Genomic DNA, 17,337 nt, shown 5'->3' with positions numbered 1-17,337 from the left:
GTAAATACACTTCCAATACTTGGTGTTATTAATATGTATTAAATATGCTAATGTTAATAGCATTCACCCCATCAATTCATTAACACTTACCGATAAACGCTAAAAGGGCCTGCTGAAAGGTGTCAGCTTTGCGAAATCTTGATCCAGATCACGCAATTACTACTCAGAAGTGAGTAATCTTGCTTACGCCACCTGGAGGTAGCGCGTTAGAATTAAGTGGCGCTAGCGTATAAGCTCTTTTAGTAAATCAAGGTAAAGTGGACGTTAATTAACCGTTTGATTTTCAAAACGTTACACAAATTTTCGTCGATCTGTCTATACTCTCGTATCGAGCAGATGATTTACTAAAAAAGTTTAACATTATCAGGAGAGCATTATGGCTGTTACTAATGTCGCTGAACTTAACGCACTTGTAGAGCGCGTAAAAAAAGCCCAGCGTGAATATGCCAGTTTCACTCAAGAACAGGTTGACAAAATCTTCCGTGCCGCCGCTCTGGCTGCCGCAGACGCTCGAATCCCTCTCGCGAAAATGGCCGTTGCCGAATCTGGCATGGGCATCGTCGAAGATAAAGTGATTAAAAACCACTTTGCTTCCGAATACATTTATAACGCATATAAAGACGAAAAAACCTGTGGTGTGCTGGCTGAAGACCACACTTTCGGTACCATTACCATCGCTGAACCGATTGGTATCATCTGCGGTATCGTTCCAACCACTAACCCGACTTCTACTGCAATCTTCAAATCACTGATCAGCCTGAAGACGCGTAACGCCATCATCTTCTCTCCGCATCCGCGTGCTAAAGATGCCACTAACAAAGCTGCTGATATCGTTCTGCAGGCAGCAATTGCTGCTGGCGCACCGAAAGATCTGATCGGCTGGATCGATCAGCCTTCCGTAGAACTGTCAAACGCGCTGATGCACCACCCGGACATCAACCTGATCCTTGCGACCGGTGGTCCAGGCATGGTTAAAGCAGCATACAGCTCCGGTAAACCGGCAATCGGTGTAGGCGCAGGTAACACCCCTGTGGTTATCGATGAAACCGCTGATATCAAACGTGCTGTTGCATCTGTTCTGATGTCTAAAACCTTCGATAACGGCGTAATTTGTGCTTCTGAACAGTCCGTTGTCGTTGTTGACTCTGTATACGACGCAGTACGTGAGCGTTTCGCGACTCACGGTGGCTACATGCTGCAAGGCAAAGAGCTGAAAGCCGTTCAGGACGTCATCCTGAAAAATGGCGCGCTGAACGCGGCTATCGTTGGTCAGCCGGCATACAAAATTGCTGAACTGGCAGGCTTCTCCGTACCAGAAACCACTAAGATTCTGATCGGTGAAGTGACAGTTGTTGACGAAAGCGAACCGTTCGCTCACGAAAAATTGTCTCCTACGCTGGCAATGTACCGTGCGAAAGACTTCGAAGACGCCGTTATTAAAGCTGAAAAACTGGTTGCGATGGGTGGTATCGGTCATACCTCTTGCCTGTACACCGACCAGGACAACCAGCCAGAACGTGTTGCTTACTTCGGTCAGATGATGAAAACCGCACGTATCCTGATTAACACCCCAGCTTCTCAGGGTGGTATCGGTGACCTGTACAACTTTAAACTCGCGCCTTCCCTGACTCTGGGTTGTGGTTCCTGGGGTGGTAACTCCATCTCTGAAAACGTTGGTCCTAAGCACCTGATCAACAAGAAAACCGTTGCTAAGCGAGCTGAAAACATGTTGTGGCACAAACTTCCGAAATCTATCTACTTCCGTCGTGGCTCTCTGCCAATCGCACTGGATGAAGTGATTACCGATGGTCACAAACGTGCGCTGATCGTGACCGACCGCTTCCTGTTTAACAATGGCTATGCTGACCAGATCACCTCCGTGCTGAAAGCTGCTGGCGTTGAAACCGAAGTGTTCTTTGAAGTTGAAGCTGACCCAACTCTGACCGTTGTACGCAAAGGTGCTGAGCTGGCTAACTCCTTTAAACCAGACGTGATCATCGCGCTGGGTGGCGGTTCCCCGATGGACGCCGCGAAAATCATGTGGGTTATGTACGAACACCCAGAAACCCACTTCGAAGAACTGGCACTGCGCTTTATGGACATCCGTAAACGTATCTACAAGTTCCCGAAAATGGGCGTAAAAGCGAAGATGGTTGCCGTCACCACCACTTCCGGTACCGGTTCTGAAGTTACTCCGTTTGCGGTTGTTACTGACGATGCAACTGGTCAGAAATACCCGCTGGCAGACTATGCGCTGACTCCGGATATGGCGATTGTTGACGCCAACCTGGTGATGGATATGCCTAAGTCCCTGTGTGCGTTCGGTGGTCTGGATGCCGTTACTCACGCCCTGGAAGCTTACGTATCCGTGCTGGCTTCTGAGTTCTCCGACGGTCAGGCTCTGCAAGCGCTGAAACTGCTGAAAGAAAACCTGCCAGCGTCCTACCACGAAGGTTCTAAGAACCCGGTAGCGCGTGAGCGTGTACACAGTGCAGCAACCATCGCCGGTATTGCATTTGCTAACGCCTTCCTGGGTGTATGTCACTCAATGGCGCACAAGCTGGGTTCTCAGTTCCACATTCCTCACGGTCTGGCGAACGCCCTGCTGATCAGCAACGTTATTCGTTATAACGCGAACGACAACCCGACTAAACAGACTGCATTCAGCCAGTACGACCGTCCGCAGGCTCGTCGTCGCTACGCTGAAATCGCAGACCATCTGGGTCTGAGCGCACCGGGCGACCGTACTGCTGCAAAAATCCAGAAACTGCTGGGCTGGCTTGACGAAATCAAAGCTGAACTGGGTATTCCTAAGTCTATCCGTGAAGCTGGCGTTCAGGAAGCTGACTTCCTGGCACACGTGGACAAACTGTCTGAAGATGCGTTTGATGACCAGTGTACTGGTGCTAACCCGCGTTACCCGCTGATTTCTGAACTGAAACAGATCCTGATGGATACCTACTACGGTCGTGAATACAGCGAAGATCAAACCGCCGTTAAGACTGAAGCAGTAGCAGCGCCGAAAGCTGAGAAAAAAGCGAAGAAATCCGCTTAATTCATCCAGATAAGTTTTAGTTTCACCATAAACGGTCCCAAATTGGGGCCGTTTTTTTTTACATCTTTCGTTATCAGAATCGATACATGACCAATTCAGCGACGTGTAAAGGATGGACCTGTAAAAGGATGCTTAGGAGGATGCGAGAATAGCGTCAGGAGAGTGTCTGACAGGGTAGCGAACATTAGCGAATGTCGCAGCCTACCCTGTGCTAATAAGCGCCCAGAAGCGCGTAGAGTTAGTCGTGGTTGTGTCGTTCTTGTATCGCCGTCAGAGAGCCCTCAGACTGTGCTTGCTTATAATGCTTACGGCATACCGATACATAGCGTTCGTTCCCGCCAATCACCACCTGTTCGCCCTCGTTATAAGGTCGTCCTGCCTGATCAAGACGCAACACCATGCTGGCCTTACGCCCACAGAAACAAATGGTTTTTAATTCAACCAGTTTATCTGACCACGCCAACAGGTATTCGCTGCCGCCAAATAACTCACCACGAAAATCGGTACGCAAGCCGTAGCACAACACGGGAATATCCAGCTGATCGACAACTTCAGATAATTCATAAACCTGCTGTCGAGTCAGAAACTGCGACTCATCAACCAGTACACAGTGAATTCTTTGCTGCTCATTCTCAGCCCGAATCTCTTCGAACAATGATGAATTTTGGTTAAACAATTTTGCAGGTGACGACAGACCTATACGTGAACTTACTTTTCCGGCACCAAAGCGGTCATCAATTTCCGCTGTATATACCACGGCACGCATCCCACGTTCCTGATAATTGTACGAAGATTGCAGCAATGCAGTCGACTTACCGGCATTCATTGCAGAATAGTAAAAATATAGCTGTGCCATTGACCGTAGGCCCTCACCCGGGGAAATAAATATGGGCAGGATTGTAGCATATTTCACGAACGTGTCGGTGTAGCGTTGCCTGCATAGGCGTATAAATAGGCGTTCAGACTCGCTCAGTGTCGCCTAAATAACCGATCCTTTAAGTGACATGGGAGCGCTAGTACACTCCAGTCATAGCCCAGGCAGCCTGAAACTGGACGGGTATATACACACTCTTTCACAAATAGTGCTCATGAAATTTATCCATACCTCTTATCTTCTTACGGCAATAAAGAAACCCTTCCCTTATTGTTATTGAATCTACCCACTGTCGCCATGTATTAGCGAATTCATGTAAGCAAAACTAATACAAAAGGTTGAAATCACTGCAAAGAGATACTATTTGTACACCATAAAATGTGACCTAAATCTTGAATTTTTACTCTCAGCCGCTGAGAAGCCCCCTCACCAATAAGCCTTTTTTATGCCCAACGTCGCGGTGAATTTAAGACAGATGAATTAATTCTGATACTAAATAAAGCGCAATTTTGAATTCCTTACATTCCTGGCTATTGCACAACTGAATTTATCGCTCTATTATTAGCTCAACAAACCACCCCCAATATAAGTTTGAGATTACTACAATGAGCGAAGCACTTAAAATTCTGAACAACATCCGTACTCTTCGTGCGCAGGCAAGAGAATGTACTCTGGAAACGCTTGAAGAAATGCTGGAAAAATTAGAAGTTGTTGTTAGCGAGCGCCGTGAAGAAGAAAGCGCTGCAGCTGCTGAAGTTGAAGAACGTACTCGTAAACTGCAACAATATCGTGAAATGCTGATCGCTGACGGCATTGACCCGAACGAACTGCTGAATAGCATGGCTGCTGTTAAATCTGGCACCAAAGCTAAACGCGCTGCACGTCCGGCTAAATATAGCTATGTTGACGAAAACGGTGAAACTAAAACCTGGACTGGTCAGGGTCGTACACCAGCAGTGATCAAAAAAGCGATGGAAGAACAAGGTAAACAACTGGACGATTTCTTAATCAAGGAATAATTCAGAAATAGTTTGCTTAAAATCCCGCCACTGGCGGGATTTTTTTTACCTGTACTTCGCACAGTCCCTACCCAGTTCAGGTATAAAAAAACGGTGCTGGATTAACAGCACCGTTCAGACCTGATAATACCAGCAGGTTACTTCTTAATACCCATCTCATCTTCCAGCCAGGCTTTAAATTCAGCGCCGAGAGTATTATGGCGAATACCATATTCAACGAACGCCTGCATATAGCCCAGCTTATTACCACAGTCATGGCTTTTGCCCTTCATGTGATAAGCTTCAACCGTTTCTTTTTCAATCAGCATATCGATAGCATCAGTCAGCTGAATTTCGTCACCGGCTCCCGGAGGCGTTTTTGCCAGCAGAGGCCAGATATCCGCGCTAAGGACGTAACGCCCCACGACGGCCAGATTAGATGGCGCCACATTCGCTTTCGGCTTTTCAACAACGCCAACCATCGGTACGCTTTCGCCCGGCGCTAATTCAACGCCTTTACAATCAACAACACCATAAGCGGTAACATCTTCTACCGGCTCAACCATAATCTGGCTGCTGCCTGTTTCATCGAAACGATGAATCATTTCGGCAAGGTTGTCGCGTGATAAATCAGATTCGTATTCGTCAAGAATGACGTCCGGCAAGATAACCGCAACGGGCTCATCGCCAACCACCGGGTGCGCGCACAATACCGCGTGGCCCAGACCTTTGGCCAGTCCCTGACGCACCTGCATAATAGTGACATGTGGCGGACAAATAGATTGCACTTCTTCCAGAAGCTGGCGTTTTACACGTTTTTCCAGCATAGCTTCAAGTTCAAAGCTGGTATCGAAGTGGTTTTCAATCGAATTTTTAGACGAGTGAGTTACAAGTACAATTTCAGTGATGCCCGCAGCAATACATTCGTTTACGACGTACTGAATTAATGGCTTATCAACCAACGGTAGCATCTCTTTCGGGATTGCTTTCGTAGCCGGTAACATCCTGGTTCCTAATCCCGCAACCGGGATAACGGCCTTTTTGACTTTTGAATTAAGGGCAGCCATTTAAAACTCTCCTGGACTGTTCATGTATTGAACGTGTTCATCAATCTGTATCGCATCCAAGTATATCAGTACCGCGACAAGCTTCTGGTCTGAAAAGGACGCGCGTCGGTATAATTAAGATAAATACGAATAAATCTGGCGCTGATAGTAGCACTCACAGCATGAGGGGGGGAGCCAATTTCATTCTCACTCCACTCGGTTGTTCATTCTGCAGACAACATCAGGCGCAGCCGACCACCGGCCCCCCAAATTTGGCATTGCCAGGATTCGCAACGTTGGCTCAGTTGATTAAGATACGCATTCCCTAAGGTTCCCAACGGAACGCCATTGCTGATTTGTACATTGTGGGAACCTGTATTTAATGTCGCATTCAGCCCTGCTGATACCAGAATCAGGTTTTTTAATCCGCTGTGGTAATAACCCACCAGCAAAGGGAATTGTCCGGGCAAATTAGCCTGGCGCAATAAATGGTTAACCTGTTTCAATAACGCACCTAGCTCCGGCAATCGTTGATTTTGATGCGCGAGCTGTTCCTGCAGCAAACCGTTAAATAGCGCCCGCAGTAACAATGCTGCCAGAACGCCATTATCCCCTGCCCGCGTCACATCCAGACAATAAAACGCAAGGTCATGGTCCGATAGCGGTGCAATATCCAGTACCAGCCCCGGCTGATCGGCGGCTACCAATTGACGATAGTTGATCCGACATCGTGAAATAACTTGCGACACAGGAGGCTGTAATTCTTGTAACAGCTTCGCTGCAGCGGCGGGATCCCCGACCATCGCATCCCAGTCGCGAAACAGCCGCTCTTCTTCTTCCACGCGTGAATTAAACATATTCGGATACAGACACGCAAAGACGGTTTCGCGCAGGCGGTTCAGGTCTTTTACCGGCTTTAGCAGCACATCATCCACACCCAATCGCAGTGCTTTGGCTATATCAGACATGTTTTCCGTCGCTGATATCACCAGGATTGGGGTCTGATCGCCACGATTACGCAGATACTCTACTAGCTTAAGGCCGTTCATTCGTGGCATAGCCAGGTCGCAGATAATCAGGTCGGGGTTAAAGTGCCCGAGTAATTCAAGTGCTTCAAGTCCATCGCCAGCTACCGCCGTTGTCGCTCCCAAAGAGGAAAACCATGAGTCCATGAGTGAGCGAAATACCGGCTCATCCTCAACGATAAGAATCTGTTTTCCGACCAATGGCTGCGTCATATTCTCCCCCCTGACTGGCTTTAGTAAATAGTGGCATGCTATTGCTACTCACGCCTGTCAGAATTTGCTTAAGTGTTGATAAAAAATGCGTTAGATGTTGGTTTTCACCAGGGGTAGAAGCTCATCCATTTTCTTCTCGACCGCCAGTTGTCCAGCAGCAATTGCTGCGCTGGCGCGGTGAAAATCCAGCGTGGATATTTGCGGACAAAACGGCTGGATCAGGATATCTGGCGGGTCACCGGCCATGCGGTTACGTTTCAGACGGTTTTCCAGAACCTGAATAGAAGTCGTCATGATCTCCATCGCCGTCGGCGCGGTTACCGCACGCCTGGCCGTTATGTTGCTCAAGCGCTCTTTCAGTCGGGCACGCCATGAAAGCGCGTCAACATCATCACCCGTTTCGGCATCACTGCTGACGTTGAAGGAGAGTAAATCTTGCTGCATAAGATGCGCATCGTGTTGCAGATCGACGGCAATAACGATATCAGCGCCCAGCGCGCGAGTTAAGGATACAGGAACGGGATTCACCACCGCGCCATCGACCAGCCAGTAACCATTATGCGCTACAGGGGACATCAGACCAGGAATACTGCAGGAGGCCCGAACAGCCAGGTGCAAATCACCTTCCGTGAACCAGAGCTCCCGACCCGTACTCAGATTAGTAGCCACAGTTGCAAAACGGCGAGTGCATTGCTCAAATGCTTCTACCGGCATGACATTACGGTACTGATTGAATACCCGTTCACCACGCAGTAAACCGCCCCTGCGCCACGAGAGATCCATCAGACGTAAGACATCCCAATAGCTGAAAGAACAAACCCATTGTTCGAGAGCAGGTAACTTATTGCATGCGTAGGCTGCACCAACCAGCGAACCAATGGAGCACCCTGCCACAATATCAACATCAATGCCCATATGCTTTAGGGCTTTAATAACGCCAATATGCGACCAACCTCGCGCCGCGCCGGAACCTAGCGCCAGCCCAATTTTTATTTTTCTCATTGTACGTACAAACTTCCCCTGGCTTGCAGACGTAGCAACATCGCTACCGCTCAGTTAACATAGTGCTACCCTGGCGTTTTTACGCCGTTTTTTTATTCCAGGGAGTACTTTGTGTCTCAGCTTTGTCCCTGTGGTAGCGCTGTCGAGTATAGCCTATGTTGCTACCGTTATGTGTCCGGCGCGCAAGTAGCACCTACGCCGTCACACCTCATGCGTTCTCGTTACTGTGCTTTTGTGATGAAAGACGCAGATTACCTTATCAAGACCTGGCATCCGGACTGTCATGCAGCCGCGTTTCGCGACGACATTATCGCAGGTTTTAGCCACACCGAATGGCTCGGGCTGACCGTTTTTGAACAACAAACGACAGACACAGAAAATATCGGCTATGTCAGCTTTGTTGCGCGATTTTCTGAACAAGGTAAAACAGGTGCAATTATCGAGCGCTCTCGTTTTTTAAAAGAAAACGGTCAGTGGTACTATATAGACGGTACACGCCCTCAAATTGGACGAAACGATACCTGCCCTTGTGGCTCCGGTAAAAAATTTAAAAAGTGCTGCGGCTAATCAACGCCCGACAGTATCAATTTTGCAAACATTCTCAACAGGATCACCGCTGCAAATGCATTCATTACAACGAAAAGTGCTGCGTACTATTTGCCCGGACCAAAAAGGTCTGATCGCGCGCATTACGAATATCTGTTACAAGCATGAACTGAACATCGTGCAGAACAATGAGTTCGTGGACCACCGTACCGGGCGCTTTTTTATGCGTACCGAACTGGAGGGTATTTTTAACGACGTCACGCTGCTTGCCGATCTGGATAGTGCCCTACCAGATGGCTCCATTCGTGAATTAACACCAGCAGGACGCCGCCGTATCGTCATTTTGGTCACCAAGGAAGCACATTGTTTGGGTGATCTGTTAATGAAGGCCAATTATGGCGGGCTGGATGTTGAAATCGCCGCTGTGATCGGCAACCACGAGACGCTGCGACCTTTGGTTGAACGGTTTGATATCCCGTTTGAGCTGGTCAGCCACGAAGGTTTAACGCGTGACGAACATGATCTGAAAATGGCCGACGCTATCGACGCGCACCAACCTGACTATGTCGTGCTGGCAAAATACATGCGCGTTCTGACACCAACATTTGTTTCACGCTTCCCGAATAAGATTATCAATATTCACCATTCATTCCTGCCAGCGTTTATTGGCGCTCGCCCTTACCATCAGGCTTATGAGCGCGGTGTGAAGATCATCGGTGCAACAGCCCACTACGTGAATGATAACCTCGATGAAGGCCCAATCATTATGCAGGACGTAATTCATGTGGATCACACCTACACCGCGGAAGACATGATGCGTGCGGGTCGCGACGTTGAGAAAAATGTATTAAGCCGCGCGCTGTATCAGGTTCTGGCTCAACGCGTCTTTGTTTACGGTAACCGAACGATTATTCTGTAATCGATTGATAATTGAATTGGTTACCTTTACATCTTTACGTGTAAAAATCAGGCAACCAGTTCTTTTTTATCAACGGAATACTTTACAGGGGCGCATCATTTGATATGATGCGCCCCGCTTCCAACGGAAGCAGGCCAGTAACTAGCATTACCCCGTGGTGGGGTTCCCGAGCGGCCAAAGGGAGCAGACTGTAAATCTGCCGTCATCGACTTCGAAGGTTCGAATCCTTCCCCCACCACCATTCATTTCGATAGATTCATAAAATTAGTATACCCCTGGTGGGGTTCCCGAGCGGCCAAAGGGAGCAGACTGTAAATCTGCCGTCATCGACTTCGAAGGTTCGAATCCTTCCCCCACCACCATCACTTCATAAAGCACCTGTATCAAATCCATCTGTAATGTCTCATATTCTGCCCCAGCGGGAAGGATGAGAAGCTTCGACTCAGGTTCGATTCGAGCGTTAGCGAGAAAGCGTTGCCGCAGGCAACGACCCGAAGGGCGAAGCGCACCGCGCTGAGTAATCCTTCCCCCACCACCATCACCTCATAAAGCACCAGCATCCAATCCATCTGTAATGTCTCATATTCTGCCCAAGCGGGAAGGATGAGAAGCTTCGACTAAGGTTCGATTCGAGCGTTAGCGAGAAAGCGTTGCCGCAGGCAACGACCCGAAGGGCGAAGCGCACCGCGCTGAGTAATCCTTCCCCCACCACCATCACTTCATAACGCACCAGCATCCAATCCATCTGTAATGCCCCATACCTTGCCCTCGATCAAGCCTCAATTCGGGTCGGCAATTTGCCTGATGCACAATGCTTATCCGGCAATTAGTCGTAAAAAAACCCCGCCGGAGCGGGGTTTTGTCTTACACAGATAACCGATTAATGACGCGCACGAACAATCTGGTATTTGCGCGTCAGATATTCGACCGGAACGCTCCAGATGTGCACCAGACGCGAGAACGGGAACAACAGGAACAGCGTCATACCCAGCACCAGGTGCATACGGAAAATGAACGCGACGCCATCCAGATATTGAGACGCCCCCCCCTGGAAGGTCACCACTGTCTGCGCCCAGTTCACCAGCTTCATCATCTCGCTGCCGTCCATATGCTGGGCGGAGAACGGAATGGTCAGCAGGCCCAGCGCACACTGGATCACCAGCAGGGAGAGGATCAGAATGTCCGCTCCGGTAGTGGTCGCCCGCACACGTGGGCTGAACAGGCGGCGTTTCAGCAGCAGGACGCCGCCAATCAAACACATCACACCACTGGCACCACCCGCGAACATCGCCATCTTTTGTTTCACTTCAAGCGGCAGCCACGCTTCATACATCCAGTGTGGTGTCAGCATGCCAAGGAAGTGCCCGGCAAAAATCCCCAGGATCCCGATGTGGAACAGGTTTGACGCCAGGTTCATCCCTTTGCGATCCAGCATCTGACTGGAAGCCGCGCGCCAGGTATACTGCCCATAGTCATAACGCAGCCAACTGCCAATCAGAAAGACAGAACCCGCGATGTACGGATAGATGTCAAAGAAGAACGTATTCAGGAAGTGCATTATTGCTGTCCTCCGGTGGTGATATTCAGATACTGCGGCGCAACGGCCCCGGCAAAACGACGCTGGTGAGCGGAAATTTCCGACTCACCACACCCCTGATCGGCGAAGAATTTCACCTGCTCTTCTTCCCAGACCGCATCCAGCGCTTGTGGGGTATCGTCACGCGCTTCATCTGCAATTTTTTCAGCCACTTTATCGCTGTCGATAACGGTATTCGCCAGTTTTAACAGCAGATCGAACAGCACCGCATAACGGCTTTCACGCTGTTGCAAACGAGCGCTGAGCAGCGCCAGAATCGGCGCGATATCCTGTAACCCCCCTAATGCTTCGCTTTTCGGCAACTGCGCAAGGTATTCCAGATACAGCGGCAGATGATCGGGAAGTTCGCGGCTGTCGAGCTGCAGACCGTGCTGTTCATACTGCGCCATCAGGTCAACCATAGCCTGACCACGATCGCGGGACTCGCCGTGTACATGTTCAAACAGCAACAACGAGGTGGCGCGGCCACGGTCAAACAGTTCGCTATAGCTTGCCTGCACATCCAGCATGTCCTGCGCGGTGAGATCGCGCAGGAAAATGCCCAGAGTCTGGGCATCCTCTTTATCCAGGTTCTCAGATGACGCGAGTGCATCGAAAAGTTCCTGCTGATGCTGCCACAAGGCAGCATCCGGGTACTCGAGCAGACGCGAAACAATGACAAGTTCAATCATTGGTGCGGCTCCGTTTTGCTGGTCACATCGACAGCGTCGATGCGGCGGCTGTTGAACAGATTGAATTTAGTATCAGAACCATGGCAACCGTCACCGAAGGTAAAGCCACAACCGCTTTTCTCCGGGAACGCGTCACGTGCCAGTTCACGATGGCTGCTCGGTACCACGAAACGATCTTCGTAGTTAGCAATCGCCAGATAACGATACATTTCCTGTGCCTGCGCTTCGCTTAAGCCCACCTCTTCCAGCGCACGGGTATCAACTTTACCGTCAACGGTTTCCGCACGTTTGTAGTGACGCATCGCCAGCATACGTTTCAGCGCTAACAGTACCGGCTGAGTGTCGCCTGCGGTCAGCAGGTTCGCCAGGTACTGAACCGGGATACGCAGACTGTCAACGTCCGGCAGAATACCGTTGCTGCCCAGCTCACCCGCATCGGCGGCAGACTGGATCGGTGACAAAGGCGGCACATACCAGACCATCGGTAGCGTGCGGTATTCCGGATGCAGCGGCAGCGCCAGCTTCCAGTCCATCGCCATTTTGTAAACCGGCGACTGCTGTGCGGCATCAATGACGCTCAGCGGAATACCATCTTTCAGCGCTTGTTCAATAACAGCCGGATCGTTCGGATCGAGGAACACGTCCAGTTGACGCTGGTACAGATCTTTCTCGTGCTCCGTGCTTGCCGCACTTTCGATCGCATCTGCGTCATACAGCAGTACGCCGAGGTAACGAATACGGCCTACGCAGGTTTCGGAACAAACGGTCGGCTGACCGGCTTCGATACGCGGGTAGCAGAAAATGCACTTCTCAGATTTCCCGCTCTTCCAGTTGAAGTAGATCTTCTTATACGGGCAGCCAGTGATACACATACGCCAGCCGCGGCATTTGTCCTGGTCGATCAGCACGATGCCATCTTCTTCACGCTTGTAGATAGCGCCGCTTGGGCAGGTCGCCACGCACGCCGGGTTAAGGCAATGCTCACACAAACGCGGCAGATACATCATGAAGGTATTTTCGAACTGACCGTACATCGCCTTCTGCATGTTTTCGAAGTTCTGGTCTTTGGCGCGTTTTTCGAACTCGCCCCCCAGAATTTCTTCCCAGTTCGGACCGCTGGTGATTTTATCCATCCGCTGACCGGTGATCAGCGAGCGCGGACGGGCAATCGGCTGCGCCTTACTGTCTGCTGGGGCGTTGTGCAACGTTTGGTAGTCAAAATCAAACGGCTCATAGTAATCATCCATACCCGGCAGATGCGGGTTAGCAAAGATTTTACCCAGCAGCAGTGCTTTGTTACCCATGCGCGGTTGCAGTTTGCCGTTGATTTTACGGATCCAACCGCCCTTCCATTTTTCCTGGTTTTCCCAGTCGTTCGGGAAGCCAACGCCAGGCTTACTTTCGACGTTGTTGAACCAGGCGTACTCCATACCTTCACGGCTGGTCCAGACGTTTTTACAGGTCACTGAACAGGTGTGGCAGCCGATGCACTTATCGAGATTCAGCACCATGCCGACTTGTGAACGAATTTTCATTTTACGCTCTCCTGTACCTGGTCATTGCCTTCGCCATCCAACCAGTTAATGTTCTTCATCTTACGTACAACTACGAACTCATCTCGGTTTGAACCGACGGTACCGTAGTAGTTAAAGCCGTATGCCAGCTGCGCATAACCACCGATCATGTGAGTTGGTTTCGGCGTAATACGGGTTACCGAGTTGTGGATCCCGCCGCGCTGCTGGGTGATTTCAGAACCCGGCAGGTTAACGATACGTTCCTGCGCGTGGTACATCATGGTCATCCCGGCCGGCACACGCTGGCTGACAACTGCACGCGCCGTCAGCGCACCGTTGCTGTTGAAGACTTCGATCCAGTCGTTATCTTCGATACCCAGATCCTTCGCATCAACTTCACTCATCCACACAATCGGACCACCGCGAGACAGCGTCAGCATCAGCAGGTTGTCGCTGTAGGTGGAGTGGATCCCCCATTTCTGGTGCGGCGTCAGGAAGTTGAGCGCTTTTTCCGGGTTACCGTTAGACTTCTCGCCGATCACCGCTTTCACCGAACGGGTGTCGATTGGCGGACGATACACCAGCAGGCTCTCACCGAAGTCACGCATCCACTGGTGATCCTGATACAACTGCTGGCGACCAGACAGCGTACGCCATGGGATCAGCTCATGAACGTTGGTATAACCGGCGTTATAAGACACATGTTCATCTTCCAGACCTGACCAGGTCGGACTGGAGATAATTTTGCGCGGCTGCGCCTGGATGTCGCGGAAACGAATTTTTTCGTCTTCTTTATTCAGCGCCAGATGCGTATGGTCACGACCGGTAAATTCACTCAGCGCCGCCCAGGCTTTAACGGCAACCTGACCGTTAGTTTCCGGAGCCAGCGTCAGGATCATCTCAGCAGCATCAATTGCGGTATCCAGCATCGGTTGGCCTTTCGCCGGACCGTCAGCCTTGGTGTAGTTGAGCTTACGCAGCAGATCCATTTCGCTCTGGGTGTTCCAGGCAATCCCTTTACCGCCGTTACCGATTTTTTCCATCAGCGGACCGATGGAGGTGAAACGCTCGTACGTTGCCGGATAATCACGCTCAACGGTCATGATGTGCGGTGCCGTAACACCTGGAATCAGGTCGCATTCCCCTTTTTTCCAGTCCTTCACGTCCAGCGGCTGCGCCAGTTCAGCGGCGGAGTCGTGCTGAATCGGCAGCGTAACGACGTCGGTTTCTTTACCGAGGTGGCCCACACAAACTTCAGAGAATTTCTTGGCGATGGCTTTATAGATTTCCCAGTCGCTCTTCGATTCCCAGGCCGGGTCAACGGCCGCAGACAGAGGATGAATAAACGGATGCATATCCGAGGTATTCATGTCATCTTTTTCATACCAGGTAGCGGTCGGCAGCACGATATCGGAATACAGACAGGTACTCGACAGGCGGAAGTCCAGCGTAACGACCAGATCCAGTTTGCCGTCCAGTCCGTTATCCTGCCATTCCACTTCTTCTGGCTTCACGCCGCTCTGCTGGCCGAGATCTTTGCCCTGAATACCATGTTCAGTACCCAGCAGATACTTGAGCATATACTCGTGGCCTTTACCGGAAGAACCGAGCAGGTTTGAACGCCAGATAAACAGGTTACGCGGATGGTTTTTACCGTTTTCCGGCTGCTCTGCCGCAAAGCGAATAGAACCTTCTTTCAGGGATTTAACGGTGTAGTCCACCGGCGTCATACCTGCTTTCTGCGCTTCTTTCGCGATATACAGCGGGTTAGTCCCTAACTGCGGCGCAGACGGTAACCAGCCCATACGTTCAGCGCGAACGTTAAAGTCAATCAAATGACCGCTATAGCGGGATTTGTCTGCCATCGGGGACAGCAGTTCCTGCGCAGTCACCGTCTCATAGCGCCATTGGCTGGAGTGGTTATAGAAGTAGGAGGTGCTGTTCATATGACGAGGCGGACGCTGCCAGTCAAGAGCAAACGCCAGCGGCTGCCAGCCGGTTTGCGGACGCAGTTTTTCCTGCCCTACGTAGTGGGCCCAGCCGCCGCCGCTCTGGCCGATACAGCCACAGAACACCAGCATATTGATCAGGCCACGATAGTTCATATCGAGGTGGTACCAGTGGTTCAAACCGGCACCGACGATAATCATCGAACGACCGTGCGTTTTATCTGCGTTATCCGCAAATTCACGGGCGATGCGTACAATCTGAGAACGTGATACGCCTGTAATTTTTTCTGCCCACGCTGGCGTGTACGCTTTCACGTCATCGTAACTGGTCGCGCAGTTTTCATCGTTCAGACCACGTTCCAGGCCGTAGTTGGCCATCGTCAGATCGTAAACGGTGGTCACCAGCGCCTTAGATCCATCGGCCAGTTGCAGGCGTTTAACGGGCAATTTATGCAGCAGAATGTTTTCCAGTTCGACTTTACTGAAGTGCTCGGTGCCTTCGCCACCAAAGTATGGGAAGCCCACTTCAGCGATATCATCCTGGCTACCCAGCAGGCTGAGCTGCAGTTCAGTTTCATCACCGGACGTGCCGTCGCGCTGCTCAAGGTTCCATTTGCCTTTTTCGCCCCAACGGAAACCAATTGAACCGTTTGGCGCAACCATTTCGCCGTTGCTGTTGATAGCGACAGTTTTCCATTCCGGGTTATTTTCCTGGCCCAGAGAGTCAACCAGATCCGCAGCACGCAGCATACGACCAGCAGCATAGTAGCCGTCGCGCTCTTCGAGCATCACCAGCATTGGCATGTCGGTATAACGACGAACGTAGTCGGTGAAATATTGGCTCGGGTTATCGAGGTGGAACTCGCGCAGCATGACATGACCCATCGCCATTGCCATCGCCGCATCGGTTCCCTGCTTCGGAGCCAGCCACAGGTCGCACAGTTTGGCGATTTCTGCGTAGTCCGGGGTAATTGCTACTGTTTTGGTGCCTTTGTAACGAACTTCAGTAAAGAAGTGCGCATCCGGAGTACGGGTCTGCGGTACGTTAGAGCCCCATGCCAGAATGTAGCTGGAGTTATACCAGTCGGCAGATTCCGGTACGTCGGTCTGCTCGCCCCAGGTCTGCGGGGAAGCTGGCGGCAGGTCACAGTACCAGTCATAGAAGCTCAGGCAGGTCCCGCCAATCAGCGACATATAACGTGCGCCGGACGCATAAGAAACCATCGACATCGCTGGGATCGGCGAGAAGCCTGCGACGCGGTCAGGACCATAGGTTTTGATGGTGTAAACGTTAGATGCGGCAATCAGCTCATTCACTTCCTGCCAGGAAGAACGAACGAATCCACCACGACCACGCGCTTGTTTGAAGCTTTTTGCTTTGTCGGCGTCTTCGATAATGGATGCCCATGCATCTACCGGATCGCTGTGCAGTCTTTTTGCTTCACGCCACATCTTCATCAGACGTTTGCGCATCAGCGGGTATTTCAGACGGTTAGCGCTGTAGAGATACCATGAATAGCTTGCACCACGCGGGCAGCCGCGAGGCTCGTGGTTGGGCATATCTGGACGAGTGCGTGGGTAGTCAGTTTGCTGGGTTTCCCAGGTCACCAGACCATTTTTCACATAGATTTTCCAGCTGCATGAGCCAGTGCAGTTTACACCGTGGGTTGAACGCACGATTTTGTCATGCTGCCAACGCTGGCGGTATCCATCCTCCCAGTCCCTGTTGGTATTGAGAAGCTGGCCGTGCCCATCGGCAAAGGTTTCGCCCTTCTGCTTGAAGTAGCGAAACCGGTCCAGGAATTTACTCATCGGTTTTCTCCTGTAGGAGCCTGACGGCTCTCTGATAAATCGACATTGCTTGATTGAGAGCGAAGGTAACGCTCTGAAAGGGCGTGAGAATTGATAACGATCAAGGCAGGCAGGGA

General features: G+C 50.9%; 12 protein-coding genes, 2 tRNA genes and 2 other RNA genes. 8 read left to right on the top strand and 8 right to left on the bottom strand.

What is annotated here, in order from left to right; genetic code table 11:
* Window positions 1-376: 376 nt before the first annotated feature.
* Window positions 377-3,055, top strand: a complete 2,679-nt coding sequence (adhE, locus tag ABIE10_RS01745) for a bifunctional acetaldehyde-CoA/alcohol dehydrogenase (protein WP_016153272.1) — start codon at window positions 377-379, stop codon at window positions 3,053-3,055.
* Window positions 3,056-3,293: 238 nt separating this feature from the next.
* On the opposite strand, the gene tdk is transcribed toward adhE, so the two are convergent.
* Window positions 3,294-3,911: a thymidine kinase gene (gene tdk / locus ABIE10_RS01740; protein ID WP_019076935.1), complete on the bottom strand. Its 618-nt coding sequence runs from the start codon at window positions 3,909-3,911 to the stop codon at window positions 3,294-3,296.
* Between the two features lie 623 nt (window positions 3,912-4,534).
* Between tdk and hns the strand changes: the two genes are divergently transcribed.
* A complete protein-coding gene (hns, locus tag ABIE10_RS01735; RefSeq protein WP_003020723.1) occupies window positions 4,535-4,948 on the top strand; it encodes a histone-like nucleoid-structuring protein H-NS in 414 nt (137 codons plus the stop codon).
* A 137-nt stretch (window positions 4,949-5,085) separates the two neighbouring features.
* Here the strand turns inward: hns and galU are convergent, their stop codons facing one another.
* The 3 genes from galU to rssA form a co-directional block, all read right to left on the bottom strand.
* Complete coding sequence (gene galU / locus ABIE10_RS01730; protein WP_016153274.1) at window positions 5,086-5,994, bottom strand: UTP--glucose-1-phosphate uridylyltransferase GalU; 909 nt, start codon at window positions 5,992-5,994, stop codon at window positions 5,086-5,088.
* Window positions 5,995-6,197: 203 nt separating this feature from the next.
* Complete coding sequence (rssB, locus tag ABIE10_RS01725) at window positions 6,198-7,211, bottom strand: two-component system response regulator RssB (RefSeq protein ID WP_016153275.1); 1,014 nt, start codon at window positions 7,209-7,211, stop codon at window positions 6,198-6,200.
* A 90-nt stretch (window positions 7,212-7,301) separates the two neighbouring features.
* The gene (gene rssA, locus ABIE10_RS01720) at window positions 7,302-8,213 is read right to left on the bottom strand and encodes a patatin-like phospholipase RssA (RefSeq protein ID WP_429154504.1); all 912 of its coding nucleotides are present in this window, start codon (window positions 8,211-8,213) and stop codon (window positions 7,302-7,304) included.
* Window positions 8,214-8,324: 111 nt separating this feature from the next.
* On the opposite strand from rssA, the gene ABIE10_RS01715 reads away from it, so the two are divergent.
* The 6 genes from ABIE10_RS01715 to ABIE10_RS01690 all read left to right on the top strand — a co-directional run bounded on the left by ABIE10_RS01715 (window position 8,325) and on the right by ABIE10_RS01690 (window position 10,392).
* Window positions 8,325-8,780, top strand: coding sequence for a YchJ family protein (locus tag ABIE10_RS01715; protein ID WP_200079990.1), 456 nt, complete (start codon window positions 8,325-8,327; stop codon window positions 8,778-8,780).
* A 55-nt stretch (window positions 8,781-8,835) separates the two neighbouring features.
* Entirely contained in the window at window positions 8,836-9,678 is an 843-nt protein-coding gene (gene purU, locus ABIE10_RS01710) for a formyltetrahydrofolate deformylase (protein ID WP_016153278.1), read from the top strand.
* A 156-nt stretch (window positions 9,679-9,834) separates the two neighbouring features.
* A tRNA-Tyr gene (locus ABIE10_RS01705) sits at window positions 9,835-9,919 on the top strand.
* Between the two features lie 36 nt (window positions 9,920-9,955).
* Window positions 9,956-10,040, top strand: a tRNA-Tyr gene (locus tag ABIE10_RS01700).
* Window positions 10,041-10,084: 44 nt separating this feature from the next.
* A non-coding RNA gene (locus tag ABIE10_RS01695) (RtT sRNA) lies at window positions 10,085-10,216 on the top strand.
* Between the two features lie 44 nt (window positions 10,217-10,260).
* Window positions 10,261-10,392, top strand: a non-coding RNA gene (locus tag ABIE10_RS01690) — RtT sRNA.
* Between the two features lie 166 nt (window positions 10,393-10,558).
* On the opposite strand, the gene narI is transcribed toward ABIE10_RS01690, so the two are convergent.
* The 4 genes from narI to ABIE10_RS01670 are packed head-to-tail and all read right to left on the bottom strand — an operon-like array spanning window position 10,559 to window position 17,221.
* Window positions 10,559-11,236 (bottom strand): respiratory nitrate reductase subunit gamma, encoded by a 678-nt coding sequence (gene narI, locus ABIE10_RS01685; protein ID WP_016153281.1) that lies wholly within the window; start codon window positions 11,234-11,236, stop codon window positions 10,559-10,561.
* Entirely contained in the window at window positions 11,236-11,946 is a 711-nt protein-coding gene (narJ, locus tag ABIE10_RS01680) for a nitrate reductase molybdenum cofactor assembly chaperone (RefSeq protein ID WP_016153282.1), read from the bottom strand. Before narJ ends, narI begins: the two co-directional genes overlap by 1 nt.
* On the bottom strand, window positions 11,943-13,481 hold the full coding sequence (gene narH / locus ABIE10_RS01675) for a nitrate reductase subunit beta (protein ID WP_003833388.1): 1,539 nt from the start codon (window positions 13,479-13,481) through the stop codon (window positions 11,943-11,945). Before narH ends, narJ begins: the two co-directional genes overlap by 4 nt.
* Window positions 13,478-17,221, bottom strand: coding sequence for a nitrate reductase subunit alpha (locus ABIE10_RS01670; RefSeq protein ID WP_200079992.1), 3,744 nt, complete (start codon window positions 17,219-17,221; stop codon window positions 13,478-13,480). The genes narH and ABIE10_RS01670 overlap by 4 nt, the downstream gene beginning before the upstream one ends.
* Window positions 17,222-17,337 lie beyond the last annotated feature (116 nt).

Origin of the sequence: Citrobacter sp. 506, assembly GCF_050434985.1 — a bacterium.
Taxonomy (GTDB): domain Bacteria; phylum Pseudomonadota; class Gammaproteobacteria; order Enterobacterales; family Enterobacteriaceae; genus Citrobacter; species Citrobacter braakii.
This window is presented reverse-complemented; position numbering and strand designations above follow the sequence as displayed.